At 73.3% G+C, this 17,124-nt stretch carries 13 protein-coding genes and 1 pseudogene; 11 read left to right on the plus strand and 3 right to left on the minus strand.

What is annotated here, in order from left to right; all coding sequences use genetic code 11:
* Position 1 precedes the first annotated feature (1 nt).
* The gene (locus tag FB388_RS23585) at positions 2-1,294 is read left to right on the plus strand and encodes an MFS transporter (RefSeq protein WP_142104374.1); all 1,293 of its coding nucleotides are present in this window, start codon (positions 2-4) and stop codon (positions 1,292-1,294) included.
* On the opposite strand, the gene FB388_RS23590 is transcribed toward FB388_RS23585, so the two are convergent.
* Positions 1,286-2,506 carry an MFS transporter gene (locus tag FB388_RS23590; RefSeq protein ID WP_246122328.1) on the minus strand — a complete coding sequence of 407 codons (1,221 nt, stop codon included), beginning with the start codon at positions 2,504-2,506 and terminating at the stop codon, positions 1,286-1,288. The two genes, FB388_RS23585 and FB388_RS23590, sit on opposite strands and share 9 nt — an antisense overlap.
* 67 nt (positions 2,507-2,573) lie before the next feature.
* Here FB388_RS23590 and FB388_RS23595 point away from each other — a divergent pair, with 67 nt between their 5' ends.
* From FB388_RS23595 to FB388_RS23620, 7 genes are read left to right on the plus strand one after another with little or no spacing between them, the layout of a single operon-like run.
* Positions 2,574-3,500: a LysR substrate-binding domain-containing protein gene (locus FB388_RS23595; protein ID WP_211362185.1), complete on the plus strand. Its 927-nt coding sequence runs from the start codon at positions 2,574-2,576 to the stop codon at positions 3,498-3,500.
* Between the two features lie 52 nt (positions 3,501-3,552).
* Positions 3,553-6,666, plus strand: a complete 3,114-nt coding sequence (locus tag FB388_RS23600; protein ID WP_142104375.1) for an ATP-binding protein — start codon at positions 3,553-3,555, stop codon at positions 6,664-6,666.
* Between the two features lie 58 nt (positions 6,667-6,724).
* The gene (locus FB388_RS23605) at positions 6,725-7,348 is read left to right on the plus strand and encodes a DUF1326 domain-containing protein (protein WP_142104376.1); all 624 of its coding nucleotides are present in this window, start codon (positions 6,725-6,727) and stop codon (positions 7,346-7,348) included.
* Positions 7,348-8,106, plus strand: coding sequence for a DUF2182 domain-containing protein (locus tag FB388_RS23610; RefSeq protein ID WP_142104377.1), 759 nt, complete (start codon positions 7,348-7,350; stop codon positions 8,104-8,106). Before FB388_RS23605 ends, FB388_RS23610 begins: the two co-directional genes overlap by 1 nt.
* Positions 8,103-8,228 (plus strand): hypothetical protein, encoded by a 126-nt coding sequence (locus FB388_RS40935; RefSeq protein ID WP_281290459.1) that lies wholly within the window; start codon positions 8,103-8,105, stop codon positions 8,226-8,228. Before FB388_RS23610 ends, FB388_RS40935 begins: the two co-directional genes overlap by 4 nt.
* Positions 8,229-8,251: 23 nt before the next feature.
* A complete protein-coding gene (locus FB388_RS23615) occupies positions 8,252-8,800 on the plus strand; it encodes a GNAT family N-acetyltransferase (protein WP_142104378.1) in 549 nt (182 codons plus the stop codon).
* A complete protein-coding gene (locus FB388_RS23620) occupies positions 8,797-9,549 on the plus strand; it encodes a helical backbone metal receptor (protein WP_142104379.1) in 753 nt (250 codons plus the stop codon). The genes FB388_RS23615 and FB388_RS23620 overlap by 4 nt, the downstream gene beginning before the upstream one ends.
* Before the next feature lie 311 nt (positions 9,550-9,860).
* Here FB388_RS23620 and FB388_RS23625 read toward each other — a convergent pair.
* Positions 9,861-10,122: pseudogene (locus FB388_RS23625) on the minus strand (transposase family protein); the annotation flags it as partial.
* Between the two features lie 330 nt (positions 10,123-10,452).
* On the opposite strand from FB388_RS23625, the gene FB388_RS23630 reads away from it, so the two are divergent.
* Both FB388_RS23630 and FB388_RS23635 read left to right on the plus strand, forming a co-directional pair.
* Positions 10,453-10,848, plus strand: coding sequence for a RidA family protein (locus FB388_RS23630; RefSeq protein ID WP_142104380.1), 396 nt, complete (start codon positions 10,453-10,455; stop codon positions 10,846-10,848).
* Positions 10,849-11,601: 753 nt separating this feature from the next.
* A complete protein-coding gene (locus tag FB388_RS23635) occupies positions 11,602-13,017 on the plus strand; it encodes an HNH endonuclease signature motif containing protein (protein ID WP_142104381.1) in 1,416 nt (471 codons plus the stop codon).
* A gap of 334 nt (positions 13,018-13,351) precedes the next feature.
* On the opposite strand, the gene FB388_RS23640 is transcribed toward FB388_RS23635, so the two are convergent.
* Positions 13,352-13,885, minus strand: a complete 534-nt coding sequence (locus FB388_RS23640) for a dihydrofolate reductase family protein (protein ID WP_142104382.1) — start codon at positions 13,883-13,885, stop codon at positions 13,352-13,354.
* Between the two features lie 94 nt (positions 13,886-13,979).
* On the opposite strand from FB388_RS23640, the gene FB388_RS23645 reads away from it, so the two are divergent.
* Complete coding sequence (locus FB388_RS23645) at positions 13,980-17,120, plus strand: ATP-binding protein (protein WP_142104383.1); 3,141 nt, start codon at positions 13,980-13,982, stop codon at positions 17,118-17,120.
* The last annotated feature ends 4 nt before the right edge of the window (positions 17,121-17,124 follow it).

Genomic DNA, 17,124 nt, shown 5'->3' on the forward strand with positions numbered 1-17,124 from the left:
CATGGCGGTCACCGTCACAGAGGCCGAGGCGCGCAAGGTCGCGTTCGGCGCGTTCGTGGGCACGGCGCTGGAGTGGTACGACTTCTTCCTCTTCGGCACCGCCGCGTCGCTGGTGTTCAACCGGCTCTACTTCGCGAGCGACGACGTGGTCGTGGCCACCGCGGGCGCGTTCGCGTCGTTCGCGGTCGGCTTCCTCGCGCGCCCGCTCGGCGCCGTGCTGTTCGGCCACCTCGGCGACCGCATCGGCCGCCGCAAGTGCCTGATCATCACGGTCGCCCTGATCGGGTTCGTCACCGGAGCGATCGGGCTCCTGCCCACCTACTTCTCCATCGGCGTCGCCGCACCGGTGCTGCTCACCCTGCTGCGGCTGCTGCAGGGGGTCGCGGTCGGCGGCGAGTGGGGCGGCGCGGTCACGCTCGCCGTCGAACACGCACCGAAGGAGCACCGCGGCCGCTACGCCGCGATGCCGCAGATCGGCTCCCCGATCGGCACGCTGCTGTCGTCCGGCGCGTTCTTGCTCGTCTCGCTGCTGCCGCCGGAGAGCTTCGACGCATGGGGCTGGCGGCTGCCGTTCCTCGCCGCGTTCCCACTCCTGTACATCGCGCTGTGGATCCGGCGCCGGGTCGAGGAGTCCCCGCTCTTCGAGCAGCTGCTGAAGGAGGACGAGCTCGCCAGCTCCCCCGTCCCCGAGGTGTTCCGCCGGGCGTTCCCCCAGCTGCTGGTGGGTGCCGGGACGGCGTTCCTCGGCATCGGCGGCTTCTACCTCATCACCACGTTCGTGATCAGCTACGGCACCGCCAACCTCGGCATGCCGCGCTCGCTGCTCCTCACGGCCACGCTCGTCGCGGCCGCCGTCGAGATCGCCGTGCTCATCGTCGGCGGGCGGATGGCGGAGCGGTACGGGCCTGGCCGGATCACGCTGATCGGCGGGATCGTCTCGGCGCTGGTCGCGTTCCCCACGTTCTGGATGATCGACACCACGAACCCCGCGCTCGTGATCATCGGGGTGACGCTGGCCGTCGCGTGCCTCTCGATCCCGTACGCGGTGTCCGGGGCGCTGCTCACGGACCTCTTCCCCGCCCGGCTGCGCTACAGCGGGGTGGCGCTCTCGGCCAACGTCGCGGGCATCGTGAGCGGGTTCGTCCCGCTGCTGGCCACCGCGCTGCTGACGGTCAGCGACGGGCAGTCGTGGTCGGCTGCGCTCCTGCTGGTGGTCATCGCGCTGATCACGGCAGGCTCCGGCGCCCTCGCCCCGCGCATCGCGCTCGGGCACGACGAGGTGGTGTCACGCTAGGGCGCCGATGCGGCGCAGCGTGAGCGCCAGCCCGAGCCCGCCCGCGAACAGCGCGGTCACGTAGGCCACGACGGCGGGCCAGCCGCCGAGGTCGTAGGCGACACCGCCCGCCGCGCCGCCGACGCTGCTGCCCAGGTAGTAGGCGAACAGGTAGAGCGAGGACGCGACGGCCGGGGAGCCCGCAGCCAGCATCGACGCGCGCCTGCCCACCCAGCTGCTGGCCACCGAGTGGGCGGCGAAGAACCCGACCGTCACGACCAGCAGCCCGGCCAGGACGGCGGGCAGCGAGTCGGGCAGCGTCGCCCAGGCCCCGGCGACGGCCACGAGCACCGCCGCCCAGAGCACGCGGCGCCTGCCCCACCGGTCACCGAGGCGGCCCGCGCCGGTCGAGGCCCACGTGCCGGCGAGGTAGCCGAGGAAGACCAGCCCCACGAGCGCGGCCGGCAGCTCGAACGGCGGCGCGAGCAGCCGGAAGCCCAGGTAGTTGTAGACGGTGACGAACGCGCCCATGAGCAGGAACGCGATCCCGAACAGGCACCGCAGGCCGGGGTCGGCCAGCTGCGCGCGCAGCGGGCCGTCCAGCTCCCGCAGGCGCACGCGCGGCGGGGCCGGGGCGAGTGCGGGCGGCAGCAGCAGCCGGAACGCGAGCGTGCAGAGCAGCGACAGCCCGCCGATGACGGCCAGCGCAACGCGCCAGCCGGCCAGGTCCGCGACCGCGCCGGCGACGAGGCGTCCGGACAGGCCGCCGATCGTGTTGCCCGCGATCAGCAGCCCGACGGCGCCGCCGAGCCAGCGCGGGGCTACCTCGCGCGTCACGTGCGCCATCGCCAGCGCGGGCAGGGCGGCAAGCGCGACGCCCTGCAGCGCCCGGACCGCGACGAGCGCGCCGAACGTGGGCGCGAGCGGGGCGAGCACGCCCAGCACGGCGGACGCCGCGAGGGCCACCGTCATCACCCGCGCGCGGCCCCACGACTCGGCCACGGCGGAGAGCGGGACGATCGCGAGCGCGAGCGTTCCCGTGGTCGCCGAGAGCGCGAGGCTCGCCACCGACGACGAGACGTCGAACTCGGCCGCGAGGGTCGGCAGGAGCGCCTGCACGCAGTAGACCAGCACGAACGTCGCCAGGCCCGCGCACCACATCGCGGCGCCGAGGCGCCGGTAGGCAGGCGTCCCGCGTTCGTGGCCGGTGCGCGGCAGGGCAATCGTTGTCATCGCTCACCACCGTAGGAGCGGCCTTTCGATGCGTCCAATGCATCTTTGCTCGCCATACGATGAAGAAATGGATGAGTCCGAGCTGCTGGCCGCGCTCGCTCCCCGGTTGCGGCAGTTCACCGCCGTCGCGCGCAGCGAACACATGACGCAGGCCGCCGACGCGATCGGCGTGCCGCAGTCCACGCTGAGCCGGGGCGTCGCCCGCCTCGAACGCGACCTCGGCGTGGCACTGTTCGTCCGGGCCGGGCGCGCGGTCCGGCTCACCCGCGCGGGCCGCACGCTGCTGCGGCACGCCGAGCGCGCGCTCGCCGAGCTGGACGCGGCGGCCCGCGAGATCGGCACGGACGCCGACGCGGTGCGCGGCCGCGTGGCGCTGGGCTTCCTCCACACGTTCGGCGCCGAGGCGGTGCCGAGGCTGCTGCGCGAGTTCCGCCGGACGCACCCCGACGTGCGGTTCGACCTCGCGCAGGGCGGCAACGACGCGATCATCCAGCGGCTGTGGGCAGGCGAGGTGGACGCGTGCCTCACCTCCCCGCTGCCCGCCGACCCCGCCCTCGTCACCGCCCCGATGTACGAGCAGGAGCTGAGGCTCGTCGTGCCGGCCGACCACCCGCTCGCCGCCCACCGCGACGGCCTGCCGCTGTCCGCCGCAGCCGGTGCCCAGTTCGTGGGCTACCGGCCCGGGTTCGGGCTGCGCAGCCTCACCGAGGCCTGGTGCCGCGAGGCCGGCTTCGTGCCGCGGATGGCGTTCGAGGGGGAGGACGGGGAGACGCTGCGCGGGCTCGTCGGCGCGGGCCTCGGGGTGGCGCTGCTCGCCCCCTCGACCCACGTCACGCCCGGCGTTGTCGAGCTGGCCGTCACCGAGCCGCGGACGACCCGCACCGTCGGGCTGGTCTGGGTGGCCGACCGCCCGGCCGGCCCGGCCGTGCGCGTGTTCCGGGACTTCCTCCGCCGGTTCGGCCCGGCCCTGCTCGCGCCGCCGGAAGGGCGCTGAACAGCGGTTTCGGCGCTATGCTGAGCGGCCCTCTGGCACCGGTGGAGTGGTCATGGCCGATCAGGTCCGCATCCAGCTGCTGGGGACGTTCCGCGTCCTCGTCGGCGGGGAGCCGGTCACCGAGTGGCCCGGTCGCCGGTCCGCGGAGCTGGTGCAGCTCCTCGCGCTCGCCGACCACCACCGCCTCCTGCGCGACCAGGTGCTCGACGCCCTCTGGCCGCACCTGAGCCCCCCGCAAGGCGCGGCCAACCTGCGCAAGGCCGCGCACCACGCGCGCCAGGCGATCGGCCGCGACGACGCCGTCGTGCTGAGCGGCGGGGGCGTGTACCTGTTCCCGTCGTGCCGGGTCGAGACCGACGTCGAGGAGTTCGAACGCGCGGCCGCAGCGGCGCTGCGTTCCGGGGACGCCGCGGCGTGCGCGGACGCCACCGCCGCCCATCCCGGCTGCCTCCTGCCGGGATCGCTCTACGAGGAGTGGACGCAGGCGCGCCGCGACCACCTCGCGGCGCTGCACCTCGACCTGCTGCGGGCCGGCGGGCGATGGGGCCGGATCGCCGAGGTCGAGCCGTCCGACGAGCAGGCGCACCGCGAGCTGATGCGGGAGGCGCTCGCGAACGGCAACCGGCACTCGGCGATCCGCTGGTATGGCAAGCTGCGCACCCACCTGGAACGCGAGCTGGGCATCCGGCCGGGGCCCGAGACCCAGGCGCTCTACGACGAGTGCGTCGCCGGCATGGCCCGCACCGCCACGGCGTACGTCGGGCGGCAGCTGGAGCTGGCGTCCGCGACGGCGGCACTGCATGCCGCCGAGCGGCGCGAGGTGGACGCCCTGGTCGTCAGGGGGCACGCGGGGATGGGCAAGTCGGCCCTCTGCCGGCGGGTCGCCGCAGCGGCGCGCGAGCTCGGGTGGACCGCGGTGTCGGTCGCCGCGCGCCTCGGCGGCGAGCCGTACGGGCCGCTGGTGGGCGCTGCCGAGCAGCTCATCGGCCGGGATCGGAGCCTGCTCGACGCCCTCGGCGCCCCGGCGCGATCGACCCTGGCCCACCTGACGCCGCTCGCCGCTCCCGCCCCGCCGCGGAAGGGCGCGCTCACCCGGCACCTGGTGATCGGCGCCGTCCACCGCCTGCTGACCGCGCGCGATGCCACCGGGGTCCTGCTGGTGCTGGACGACGCGCACCTCGCCGACGACGCCACCGTCGACGCCTGCCTGCACCTGGCGCACGCCGGCGGGCGGGTCCCGGTGCTGGTGCTGCTCGCCTTCCGGCCCGAGTCCGCCCGGCAGGCGCTCACCCGGGCGGTCGCGGCGCTGGACCGGGCCGGGCGCTCCACCGAGATCGACCTCGGTCCGCTCGACCGGGAGGACGTCGTCGAGCTGGCGCGCGCCGGCGCCCCGGCCGCGCCCGCCGACCAGGCGCTCACCCACATCGTCCGCACTGCCCACGGCAACCCGTTCCTCGTGCTGGAGCTGGCCGGCACCGTCGGTCCCGCCGGGACCCTCGCCGTCGGCCGCTCCGTGTGGGACGCCGTCACCGCGCGGTTCCTCGACCTCGACGACACCTCAGCCGCGATGCTGCGCCGGCTCGCCGTCGCGGGCGACGACCTCGACCCCGTCGACGTCCCGGCGCTGACCGGGCTCTCCGAGGCGGACGCGTTCGAGCTGCTCGACACGGCACTCGAGAACGGGGCCCTGACCGTCACCGACGGGCGCTACCGGTTCCGGCACGAACTGGTGCGCCAGGCCCTCATCGGGCAGGTACCGCCGCACCGGCGGATCGCGATCCACCGGGAGACGGCGGGCCGGCTCGCCCGGGCCGGCGCCGCCCCCGCGCTGGTCGCCCGGCACTGGCTGGCCGGAGGCCGTCCGGACGAAGCCGTCGGGCCGCTGCTGGCCGCGGCCCGCCGAGCTGCCGGCCTCGGCGCCTTCGCCGACGCGCTCGGCCACCTGGAGCCGCTGCTGGAGCACTCCCCCGGGCACGGCGAGGCGCTGCGCCTGCGGGCGGAGGCGCTCGACGCGCTCGGCGACGTGCGGGCGCCGCGCGCGTACGCGGCGGCCGCGGCCGTCGGCGGCCCGGACGTCGACGAAATCCGGGCGAAGCAGGCGCTCGCGCAGGTCAAGCAGGGCGACCCCCCGGGAGCGCTGCGCACCCTCGAGGGAATCGAACCCGGGACGGTCGAGGGCAGGCTGGCCCACGCGCTGGCGCTCTGCGGAGCGGCGGTCCTCGGGTTCGCCGACCCGGCGCTCGGCACGGCGAAGGCCGCGGAGTGCCGCCGACTGGCGTTGGAGTCAGGAGACGCCACCAGCCTCGTGATCGCGTCGTGGGCACAGGCGGCCGCCGCGCACGCCCGCGGGGACCTGCGCGGCAGCGTGTGGGCCGACCTGCACGACACGCACGCCATCCGCGCACTCGCGATCAGCGTGTTCGACGGGCACCTGTGCATCAGCCAACGGCTCCTCTACGGGAACCGGCCCGACCCCGACGTGATCGCGTTCGCCGACTCGTTCGCCGCGGAGGCGCAGCGGCTCGGCGCCGCCCGCGGGCACGCCTTCGCCGTGACCCTGCGCGGCGAGGCCAACCTCCTGTCCGGCCAACTCGACCGGGCCGCCGCGGACCTCACCGAGGCCGTCCGGATCAGCCGGGGCATCGGGGCCGCCACCGGGGAGGCGCTCGCGCTGCAGCGGCGGGCCGAGGTCGCGCTGCACCGCGGGTGCCGCACCGAGGCGAGCACGCTCCTCGACGATGCGCTCGCCGTTGCCCGCGACTCCGACGTCGGCTTCCACCTGCTGGACCGCATCTACGGGACCCGGATCACCGCAGCCGCCGACCCCGACGCGGGCCTCGCCGCGCTGGAGGAGGCCGAGGCGGCCGTGCGCGGCCCGCTCGAGACCTGCCCCGGTTGCCGGATCACCTTCGCCGTCCCCGCGGCGATCGCGGCCGCCCGCGGCGGCGACCTGGACCGAACGGTGCAGTACGAGCAGGCCGCCGAGATGCTCGCGACCGTCGTGATGCGCCTGCCCGCGTGGCACGCGGCGCTCGCCGAGGTCAGGGGCCACCGCCTGCGCGCCACGGGAGACCGCGGCGCCACCGCCCAGTTCCGGGCGGCCGCCGAAGGCTTCCGGCAGGTCGGTCAGCCGCTCGACGCCGCCCGCTGCGCCGCGCTCCTCTAGAGGAACGATCCGGGAACGCCCTGCTGGAACCGTCGTGCCTCGTCCATGAGGAGGAGCCATGACGTCCACAGTGGGAACGACGACCTACACCCTCGAGGGCCGCATGCTCGAGGTCTGCACCTGTGACGCGATCTGCCCCTGCTGGGTCGGGCTCGACCCCGACGGCGGCACCTGCGACGGCACCATCGCCTGGTACATCGACAGCGGAACCGTGCGCGGCCTCGACGTATCCGACCGCGCGATCGCGGTCGTCGCGCACCTGCCCGGCAACCCCCTCGCCGGCAACTGGAAGGCCGCCATCTACGTCGACGACCGGTGCAGCGAGGAGCAGCGGCAGGCGATCCTCGACGTGTTCACCGGGCAGCTCGGGGGCGCGGTCGCCGACCTCGCGGGGCTCATCGGCGAGGTCGTGGCCGTGGAGCGCGCGCACGTCACGTTCACCGTCGACGGGGGCGCGGGCACGCTGCGGATCGGCGACGTCGTCGAGGCGGAGCTGACGCCGTTCCAGGGCGCCACCGGGCAGACCACCCTGCAGGACACGGTGTTCTCCACCGTCCCCGGATCGCCTGCGTTCCCCGGCACCGCGACGCTCTTCCGGCAGGCGGGCCGGCTGCTCGGCAGGCCGGACGTCGAGCTGTCGGGCAAGAACTCGATGCAGGCCTCGTTCCGGTTCTCGGCCTGATGACCACGCTCACGGGCGCCCGCCGCGACCCCGCCATCGCCGTCTGGGTCGTGGCGGGCGCCTGCTGGCTGCTCACCGGCTGGCTCGTGGTCAGCGGTGGCCACGAGCTGGGCCACCACGACGTCGTGCTCGACGGCTCGCCGTGGCCGTGGCCGGTGCGCATCGCGGGGTTCCTCGCGGTGTGGCTGGTGATGATCGGCGCGATGATGCTGCCGACCGTCGTGCCGCTGGTGCGACTGTTCACCGTCGTGGCCGCTCGGGCACCGCGCCCCGGCCGCGCGCTGGCCGCGCTCGGCGCGGGGTACGTCGCGGTGTGGGCGGCGTTCGCCCCGATCGCCCTGCTCGGCGACACCGGGGTGCACGCGCTCGTGGACCGCTGGGCGTGGCTCGCCGCCCGGCCGGAGCTGGTACTGGGCGCCACCCTCACGCTGGCCGGGCTGTTCCAGTTCAGCCCGCTGAAGAACGCCTGCCTCACCGCGTGCCGCAACCCGGTGGGCGTCGTGTGGCAGCACTACCGGCGCGGGGCAGGCGCGGCGTGGCGGATGGGGCTGCGCCACGGGCTGTCCTGCCTCGGCTGCTGCTGGGCGCTGATGCTCGTCATGTTCGGCACCGGCGTGGGCAGCCTCGCCTGGATGCTCGCGCTCACCGCCGTGATGGTCGCCGAGAAGACCACGCGGTGGGGCGCCCGGCTCGTCGCCCCGGTGGGCAGCGCATTGCTGGCGGCCGGGATCACCATCTCGATCGGAGGCCTGCTGTGACCGTCTACCTCCTCGCCCACGAGAGCCACTCCCACGGCCCCGACCTCGGGCTGATCGCACTCCTGGTGGCGGCTGCCGTGCTGGTGCTCCTGCTGGCGGTGAGGGCGCTCCGCCGTCCCTGAACGCCTGGTGCATGCTGGGCGCCGTGATCGGCGCCGAGGTGTTCCGTGACCAACCGACGCTCACCGGCGAGCGCGTCCGGCTCGAGCCTCTGACCCCGGCCGTCCAGGAGGACTACCTCACGACCCTGCGGGACCCGGAGGTGCGGCGGCTCACCGGCAGCCACGAGGCCGTCGACCCCGACGAGGTGAAGTGGTGGCTCGCCACCCGGCAGGACCACCACGACCGGGCCGACTGGGCCGCCGTCCGCATCGCCGACGGCGCGTTCCTCGGCGAAGCCGTGATCAACATGCTCGACGTCGACAACGCCTCCGCCAACTACCGCATCCTGCTCGGCAGCCCCTACACCGACCGCGGCTACGGCACCGAGATCACCCGGCTCGTCGTCGACTACGCGCTGGGGGTGGGCCTGCACCGGCTGAGCCTCGGCGTCTACGACTTCAACCCGCGTGCCCGGCGGGTCTACGAGAAGTGCGGCTTCGTGCTGGAGGGCCGTCTGCGCGACACCCTGCACTGGGACGGGCAGTGGCACGACGAGCTGGTCATGTCCGTGCTGGCAGGCGACCCCCGATGATCGACGACCTCGGCCTGACCGTCGCCGTACCCGAGCGCGTGACCCGGGTCGTGTCGATCGTGCCGTCGCTCACCGAGGCGGTGGCCGTCACCGCGCCGGATCTGCTCGTGGGCGCCACCGACTGGTGCACCCACCCGCCCGACCTGGACGTCCAGCGCGTGCGCGGCACCAAGAACCCCGATGTCGAGAAGATCGTCGCGCTCGCACCCGACCTCGTCGTCGCCAACCAGGAGGAGAACCGCCCGAGCGACCTCGACGCGCTGCGCGCAGCCGGCCTCGCCGTCTGGGTCACCGACATCCGCACCCTGGACGGTGCGTTCGCCTCCCTCACCCGGATGCTGAACGCCTGCGGCCTCGACCGCCCGGCGTGGCTCGACGAGGCGGAGGCCACCTGGGCAACCCTGCCGGAGCCGCCCGTGCGGCGCCGCGCCGTCGTCCCGATCTGGCGCAAGCCGTGGATGGCCGTCGGCCGCGACACCTTCACCGGCGCGGTGCTCCACCGCCTCGGCGTCGACAACGTGCTCGCCGACGCCGACGAGCGCTACCCCCGGATCGACCCGGCCCACCTGCCACCCCACGACCTCGTGGTGCTGCCCGACGAGCCGTACCTCTTCACCGCCGACGACGGGCCGGACGCGTTTCCCGGCGTGCCGGCGGCGCTGGTCAGCGGGCGGCTTCTGACCTGGTACGGGCCGAGTCTGGCGGAGGCGGCGCGGGTGCTCCCGGGGGCGGTTGCCTCGGCGCGCTGATCCGCGGCGCGTTCCGCGGAACGCTTGCGGTTGGCGCGCCGTTCCCGGCTCGGGTCGGAAGGAGTCGGGCCCAGCTCCTGGCTTCGCGTGATACTCCGGGCTTGCGTCGGCTCTCTTGCGTGGCGTGGTGGTCGGTTTGGCATAACTACCGAATATTGTGGTTGCTTTGGCGGCCGTCCCCGGCGCGGGGACACGCCTGTTCTGGACGAGTCCGTCGCTGCCGAGTGGGCGGGGACTGAGCCTTTGCCAACCTGATCAAGCGTTGGCGATCATGAGAGTCTGAACTGCGGCGATGAGCTCGGCCGCCCGGCTCGGGCGGCACCCATGTCGTGGCGCGCCCCGGGCAGCGGCGGGGGAGATCCACACCAGCCTGCCGATGGGGTCGGCGATGACCTGCACGTTCAGGCCGTGGGCCTTGTGCTTGCCGCTATAGAACGCGCGGTCGCGGCCCGAGACCATGCCGACCCGGTCGATGCGCAGCAGGGTGCCGTCGAGGATCACGAGCGCCTTGGCTCGGGCGACTTCCATCGCTTGGGCGAGCGTGGGTGCCATCGCAGCGAGCAGCGCGAGCGCGCGATTGGACACGGTCATCCCAGACTGGTAGTACAGCACCTCCAAGCTCCTGGTCAGGCGAGTTGATCTCAGCAATCGCCCGTCTACCAGCAGCTCACCCATTCGAGGTCGCGCCACGCCGCACACCCGCTGGCCAGCTCGAACGCCAGATTGGCAGGCAGGCTCAACTACCTGCATGTCACGGCGCCTGGCGGCTGTCTCGGCGACACGTGACCAGCGCCGACCCGGGCATCCCCTCGTACAGGCCGCTGATCTGTCCCGTTAGGGGATCCCGTTGCGGGGGCATGTCCCGGACGTCCCTCTCCTGGGCTTATGGAAGACGATGTGGTCATGATCGAGCACCTCGAACGGCCCGACGGACTCGGACCAACGAACGGCTACAGCCACGCGGTGATCGGCGAAGGTCGGCTCGTTGCCATCTCTGGTCAGCTCCCAGTTGATCGCGAGGGTGCTCTCGTCGACGCGTCCGATGCCTTGGTACAGGCCCGGCAAGTGTTCACCAACCTTGGGCGGGCGCTGAGCGCGGCCGGTGCGGAGCCACGGGACCTACTCCGCTTGACGTACTTCCTTACCGATCTTGCGGATATCGGCGAGGTGCGAACTGCACGTGACGAGTTTCTTGCAGCCGTCTCGCGACCGGCGAGTTCGCTCGTGCAGGTCGCGGGGCTGGTACTTCCGGGTGCTCGTGTCGAGATCGATGCGCTGGCGATGATCGAAAGCCGCTGACGAGGGTTCCGCTCACCCATCGACAACTGGGACGGCGTCGCGCGTCGATCGCAGCTCGACCGCCTCCCCCGCGAGCACGTTGGAAGACTTCAGAGCGCTTGCTCGTGGCTGTCCTCGTGCGATGCGGGCCCGGACGACTCCTCGTCGATCACCCGCTTCTCGCTACGGACTATGCCGGCGGCCGAGCTGGGGACTGTGCTACCCACTCGCATGGCCATCCGCGCGTGACCGGTGCCGGGTTCAGTGGGCAGCCTTACCCCCTCACGGGGACAGCCTGGGAGTAGGGATCGGGACGGGAAGGCGGTACCAGTTGGGCCGGGCCCCCGCGGACGCGGCCCGCATCCTCCTCCGCTACCGGACCTACTAGAGGGCATGATCAGGACCATGCAGGTGCGGCGAGTGACCGACGGCGATGACGAGGTCGTGGCCGAGATGGCAGAGATGCTGCGAGACTGCGTGGCAGGGGGAGCGAGTGTCGGGTACGTCGACGTCCCACGCCTGCAGAGGCTGTCCGGTTCTGGCGCGCTGAGATCGCGCTGCGCGGCAACGTGCTCGTCCAGGCCAGTCAGACGTTGATCATCTCGTCCTAGATCAGGTCGGCAAAGAATCATTGTCCTGTGGTGCCGAATCCGTTCTCCGTGATCACCAGGACGTGACTGCTTTCGCTGCGTTCCGCGGAACGCGTACAGCCCGGAATTGTCGGACCCTCGTGCCATTCTGAACTCGAACATAGTCCGATCTCAGGGGGTTTCCATGTCTGGCGCCGTCATTTCGCTGCCCACCCCGCTGCAGGCCATGACCACCCCCGCCCTGGAATCGGAACTACTCGGTCTGGCGGGCCACATCGCTGCTGCGGAGTGCCGGTTCCTGCAGTTGCTGGCCGAGTTCGATGAGCGGGGTGGCTGGTGTGGGGACGGGATCCGCTCGTGTGCGCATTGGCTGTCCTGGCGGGCCGGGATGAACCTGCGCACCGCCGTCGAGCACCTGCGGGTCGCGCACGCCCTGCAGCACCTGCCCGGCATCACCGAGGCGTTCGCCGCCGGCCGGGTGTCCTACTCGAAGGTTCGGGCGATCACCCGAGTCACCGGGTCCGATACCGCCACCCTGACCCGGATCGCCGCCGACATCGCCGCCGGCGCCTCGGAGTTGCGGCACACCGCGGTCGCGGACCCGCAGACCGCGGAACGGGTGCTGCTCGACGTGGCCCTGTCCGGCACCGCCAGCCACGTGGAGACCGTGGTGCGGGCCGTGCGGCGCCGCCACACCCCACCCGAAGACCTGGCTGCCCGCCGATCCCTGACCTGGCAGTGGGACGAGGACGGCTCCCTGATCCTGCGCGCCCGGCTCACCCCCGACGACGGGGCCACCCTCATCGCCGCCATCCAGGCCCTGGCACCGGTCTCTACTCCGGTGCGCCATCCGGTCCCGCCCGCACCGCAGGACCTGGACCAGCAGGCCCGCGAACACGAACCCGGCCCAGCCGCCGACCGAGTGGCCGCCCGCCGGGCCGATGCCCTGCTCACCCTGGTCAACCGGAAGGGGGGAGGGAAGGAGGCCGGGCCGGTGGTCGAGCGCGGGCAGGCGCAGGTGATCGTGCACCTGGACGCCACCACCGGTACCGCCCGCCTGAACGACGGTCCCGAGCTATCCGATGCCACCGCGCAGCGGCTTTCCTGCGACGCCCGCGTCCAAGTGCTGCTCAACGATCGGGAGGGCAACCGGCTGTACCTGGGCCGCTCGCGGCGCCTGGCCACCCCGGCCCAGATCGCGGCGTTGACCGTGCGCGACGGGGCGGGCTGCCGGTTCCCCGGCTGCACCCACACCCACTACCTGCACGCCCACCACGTGCAGCACTGGCTGCACGGCGGCCGCACCGACGTCGACAACCTGGTCATGATCTGCAGCTTCCACCACCGCCTGATCCACGACCACGGCTACCACATCCGATGGACCTCCGACGGCTGGCAGTTCAGCCGCCCCGACACCACCCCCATCCCCACCATCGCACCACCGTTGACCGGCAACAGCGAAAGCCTGATCGAGATGCACACCCGCGCCCGGCTACGCATCACCCGCACAACCCTCACCCCCGACTGGTACGGCGAACGCCTCGACCCGCAGCCGATCCTGGACGCCCTGCTACCCCGCAGAATCACAACCGCGGCGTGAGCAGCAGCCACTGCGTTCCGCGGAACGCGGACAGCAGCCCGCGCTAGACGTGAGCGAGGCGCCGACTCAACCCAAGGCGAAACGGGACCACAGGACAGTCCCCGCCCACCCGGCAGAGACGGACTCGTTCAGAACAGCCGTGCCCCCGCGCCGGGGACGGCCGCCAAAGCAACCACGAAATTCGGTAGTGATGCCAACCCAGCCACGGCGAGAACTGGCGAGGTCGACGCGGCCGAGGTGAATGCACCGGACGCCTGGGAGGTGGAGTGGCGGCGAGAACAGCAGGGGTGCCGGGAACGGCGCGCCAACCGCAGCCGATATCCACGAAGCGGAATCAGGTCTCGTAGGTCAGAACCACCACCCCAGATGCCAAAGCGCGCGTACCGACCAGCTTCATCCGCGTGTTGGTGCCTTCCCGCACCAGGGTGTCGTCGATCGTGCCCACCCCGGCGAACCGCGGGTTGACCCACAGGTGCAGCACGTCGAGCAGGCCGTGCTGCAGCAGGGTGTGGGAGACGGAGCCGAATCCGTGGATCAGGACGTCGCCCGGCTCGGACCTGAGCTTCTCCACCGTCCCGACGAGGTCGGTGATGATCGTGGTGTTCTCCCAGTCGGCCTTGTCCAGGGTGGTGGAGGCGACGTACTTCTGCATCTTGTTGAGCCGCTCGGCGGACGAGCCGTCCCGGCCTGGCCAGACGGCGGCGTACACCTCGTAGGTCGCGCGGCCCATCAGGAGGGCGTCCGCCTCGAGGAGCAGCTCTTCGTTGGCCCGGTCGTGCTCCTCGTCGGTGAAGTCGAAGTGCCAGGCCTGCATGTGGTTCATGACTCCGTCGAGGCTGACGAATGTCGAGTTGATGATCTTGCCCATGGCTTGCCTCCGTGGTCGGTGGGTTGGGAGCACCGTGGCGGAGGGCGTTTACGGTTTGTTGACGGTCGGCTGCGGGGGCGCGTTATCGTGCCGCATGCTCTTCGGGGTGCTGGGCCCCGTGGCGGTGTGGACAGCCGACGGTGAGCCCGTGCCCGTTCCGGGCCGGAAGGTCCGTGCGCTGCTAGCCGTCCTGCTCCTGCACGAGGGCCGTGCGGTGAGCGGAGCCCGGCTGGTCCACGACCTGTGGGGCGATGACCTGCCGGGCAACCCGGCCGGCACGCTGTCGGCGAAGGCCAGCCAGCTGCGCAAGGCGCTGGAGGACGCGGAGCCCGGTGCCCGGCGGCTGGTCGTGTCGCCGCCGCCCGGCTACCGCCTGCGGATCGATGCGGGCGCCGTGGACGCCCACCGGTTCCGGACGCTCACCGCGCAGGCTCGCCGCACCCACGATCCGCGGGCCAGGGTCGCCCTGCTGTCCGATGCCTTGGCGCTGTGGCGGGGGCCGGCCTTTTCCGATTTCGCCGACGAGCCGTTCGTGGAGGTCGCCGCGGCCCGGCTGAACGAGGAGCGGCTGACGGCGCTGGAGGAGCAGGCCGAGGCGCGGCTGTCGTCGGGTGAGAGCGGGGAGCTGGTCGCCGAGCTCGCCGAGCTGGTGGCCGCCCACCCGCTGAGGGAGCGGTTGTGCGGTCTCCACATGCGCGCCCTGTACCTGTCCGGGCGCCAGCCGGAGGCGCTGGCCGGCTACGCGGCGCTGCGCGCCCGGCTGGCCGACGAGCTGGGGCTCGACCCGGGCGACGACCTGGTCGCCCTGCACCGCGCGATCCTGACGCGCGATCCCTCGCTCGACGTCGCCGTCCTGCGAACCCGGCCGCGCAGCAACCTCCCCGCCCCGCTCACGGACCTGGTGGGTCGCGCCGACGACGTGAGCGGGATCCGCTCCGCGCTGGGGACGGCCCGGTTGGTCACGCTCACCGGGCCGGGAGGGGTGGGGAAGACGCGCTTGGCGACGGAGGTCGCGCGCGGTCTGGTCGACGCCTTCGACGACGGCGCATGGTTCGCGGAGCTGGGCTCGCTTGCGCCGGGTTCGACCTCGGACGCAGCGGACGTGGTGATGGAGGCGCTCGGCGTGCGCGACGTGGTGGGCGAGGGGAAGCCCTCGTCAGAGCGGCTCGTGGACGCCTTGCGCACCAGGCGGCTGCTGCTGGTGCTCGACAACTGCGAGCACGTCGTCGACGGGGTCGCCGCGCTGGCCGGCCGGCTGCTGCGGGCGGCGCCGGACCTGCGGATACTCGCGACCAGCCGGGAGCCGCTCGGGCTGCAGGGCGAGGTCGTGCGGGGCGTCCCGCCGCTGGAGGTGCCCGAGGCCGTCCGGCTGTTCACGGCCAGGGCGTCCGCGGCGGGGTTCGTCCTCGACGCGAGCACCGCAGGCGCGGTGGAGGTGCTCTGCCGCCGGCTGGACGGGCTACCGCTGGCGTTGGAGCTGGCGGCCACCCGGGTCAGGGCGCTGGGCGTGCACGAGCTGGTCGCGCGGCTGGACGACCGGTTCCGGCTGCTGGCGGCCGGCCACCGCGACTCCCCCGCCCGCCAGCAGACGCTGCAGGCGGTGATCGGGTGGAGCTGGGAGCTGCTCACCGAGCCCGAGCGGATCGTCCTGCGGCGGCTGGCGGTCCACGCCGACGGGTGCACGATCGAGGCGGCGGAACAGGTGGGCGCCGAGGACGGCATCGACGTGGCCTGCCTGCTCGCCCGCCTCGTCGACCGTTCCCTCGTGTCGGTCGTGCACCACGCCGACGGCCCGCGCTACCGGCTGCTGGAGTCGGTGGCCGCCTACTGCGCCGACCGTCTCACGGAGGCGGCCGAGACCGAGCGGATCCGGGAGCGTCACGGCCGCTACTACACCTCGCTCGCCGAGCGCGCCGCGCCCGGGCTGTACGGACCGGACCAGCGCGAGTGGCTGCGCCGGCTGGACGCGGAGACGGCCAACCTGCGGAGCGCGCTCGACCGCGCCACGACGCACCGTGACGCGGAACGGGCGCTCCGGCTCGTCGTCGCCCTGACCTGGTACTGGTTCCTGCGCGGCAGGCTCGTCGAGGCGGCGCAGCGGCTCCGCGCGGCGACCGCGCTCGACGGGGAGGCGCCTGCGATGCTGCGGGCGAGGGCCGCAGCCTGGCAGGCCGGAGTCGGGTGCCTGCTGGGTGAGCGGCCCGACCCGGCTGCCGAACCGCTGTGGGAACAGCTCGACGACCCGGCCGAGCGGGGCAGGGCCGAGTGGTTCCTGGCGTACGCGGAGATCGACTTCGGGGACGTCTCGGCGGTCGAGAAACGACTCGAGCGAGCCTTGACCGCGTTCCACGAGGCCGGCGACGACTGGGGCGTCGCAGCGGCGCTCAGCACCCGTGCGCGACTCGGGTATCTCGTGGACGACCTGGACGCGGTCCAGCGTGACGCCGGGCGGAGCGCCGCGCTGTTCCGCGAGCTCGGCGACCGCTGGGGACTCGCGCAGGCGACGACGCGGCTCGGCGGCCGGGCGGAGGCGCTCGGCGACCACGCCGAGGCGTCCCGGTTGGAGCACGAAGGGCTGCGGATGGCCGAGGAGCTCGGTCTGTGGTCCGAGGTCTCGGTCGGGTTGGGGTCGCTGGCGTGGATCGCCGTGCAGCAGCGCGACCACCGGCGGGCGTGCGATCTCGCCCACGAGGCCCGCCGCCTGGCCCGCGAGCAGGGATACCGGGTGGGCGAGATCTTCGCGGAGCTGTGTCTCGGGTTCGCCAGCCGCAGGCGGGGCGACCTCGACCGCGCGGAGCGCTACCTGACCGGGCTCGTACGCGCGGCCGAGCCGCGCCAGGAGGGCGAGCCACCGCCGCTGTACCTGCCGCTCGTGCTGACCGAGCTCGGCTTCCTCGCCGAGCAACGCGGTGATCGGGCCGAGGCCAGGCGGCTGCACCTCGAAGGCTTCACCACCGCACGGGCCAGGGGTGAACGACGCATGGTCGCGCTCGCGCTGGAAGGGCTGGCGGGGGCGGTCGGCTCCGCGGGTCAGCACCGGGCAGCGGCGCGGCTGCTCGGTGTCGCCGACACCATCCGGCGGTCGGTCTCCGTGCCGGCGGCTCCGTCCGAACGCGCCGAGATCGACCGGATCGCCGCGCCGGCCCGGCTCGCGTTGGGCGAGCCGGGCTTCACCGCCGCCTTCGAGCACGGGGCGACGCTGAGCCCGGAGGACGCGCTGGCCCGCATCGCCTGACGCG

Source organism: Pseudonocardia cypriaca (assembly GCF_006717045.1).
Lineage (GTDB): Bacteria > Actinomycetota > Actinomycetes > Mycobacteriales > Pseudonocardiaceae > Pseudonocardia > Pseudonocardia cypriaca.

Bases quoted from the DNA above. Each gene is read 5' to 3' on its own strand.
- FB388_RS23630 (WP_142104380.1), top strand. From the start codon at position 10,453: ATGATCGAGCACCTCGAACGGCCCGACGGACTCGGACCAACGAACGGC.
- FB388_RS23610 (WP_142104377.1), top strand. From the start codon at position 7,348: ATGACCACGCTCACGGGCGCCCGCCGCGACCCCGCCATCGCCGTCTGG.
- FB388_RS23605 (WP_142104376.1), top strand. From the start codon at position 6,725: ATGACGTCCACAGTGGGAACGACGACCTACACCCTCGAGGGCCGCATG.
- FB388_RS23635 (WP_142104381.1), top strand. From the start codon at position 11,602: ATGTCTGGCGCCGTCATTTCGCTGCCCACCCCGCTGCAGGCCATGACC.
- FB388_RS23600 (WP_142104375.1), top strand. From the start codon at position 3,553: ATGGCCGATCAGGTCCGCATCCAGCTGCTGGGGACGTTCCGCGTCCTC.
- FB388_RS23620 (WP_142104379.1), top strand. From the start codon at position 8,797: ATGATCGACGACCTCGGCCTGACCGTCGCCGTACCCGAGCGCGTGACC.
- FB388_RS23645 (WP_142104383.1), top strand. From the start codon at position 13,980: ATGCTCTTCGGGGTGCTGGGCCCCGTGGCGGTGTGGACAGCCGACGGT.
- FB388_RS23640 (WP_142104382.1), bottom strand. From the start codon at position 13,885: ATGGGCAAGATCATCAACTCGACATTCGTCAGCCTCGACGGAGTCATG.
- FB388_RS23595 (WP_211362185.1), top strand. From the start codon at position 2,574: ATGGATGAGTCCGAGCTGCTGGCCGCGCTCGCTCCCCGGTTGCGGCAG.
- FB388_RS23590 (WP_246122328.1), bottom strand. From the start codon at position 2,506: ATGACAACGATTGCCCTGCCGCGCACCGGCCACGAACGCGGGACGCCT.
- FB388_RS23585 (WP_142104374.1), top strand. From the start codon at position 2: ATGGCGGTCACCGTCACAGAGGCCGAGGCGCGCAAGGTCGCGTTCGGC.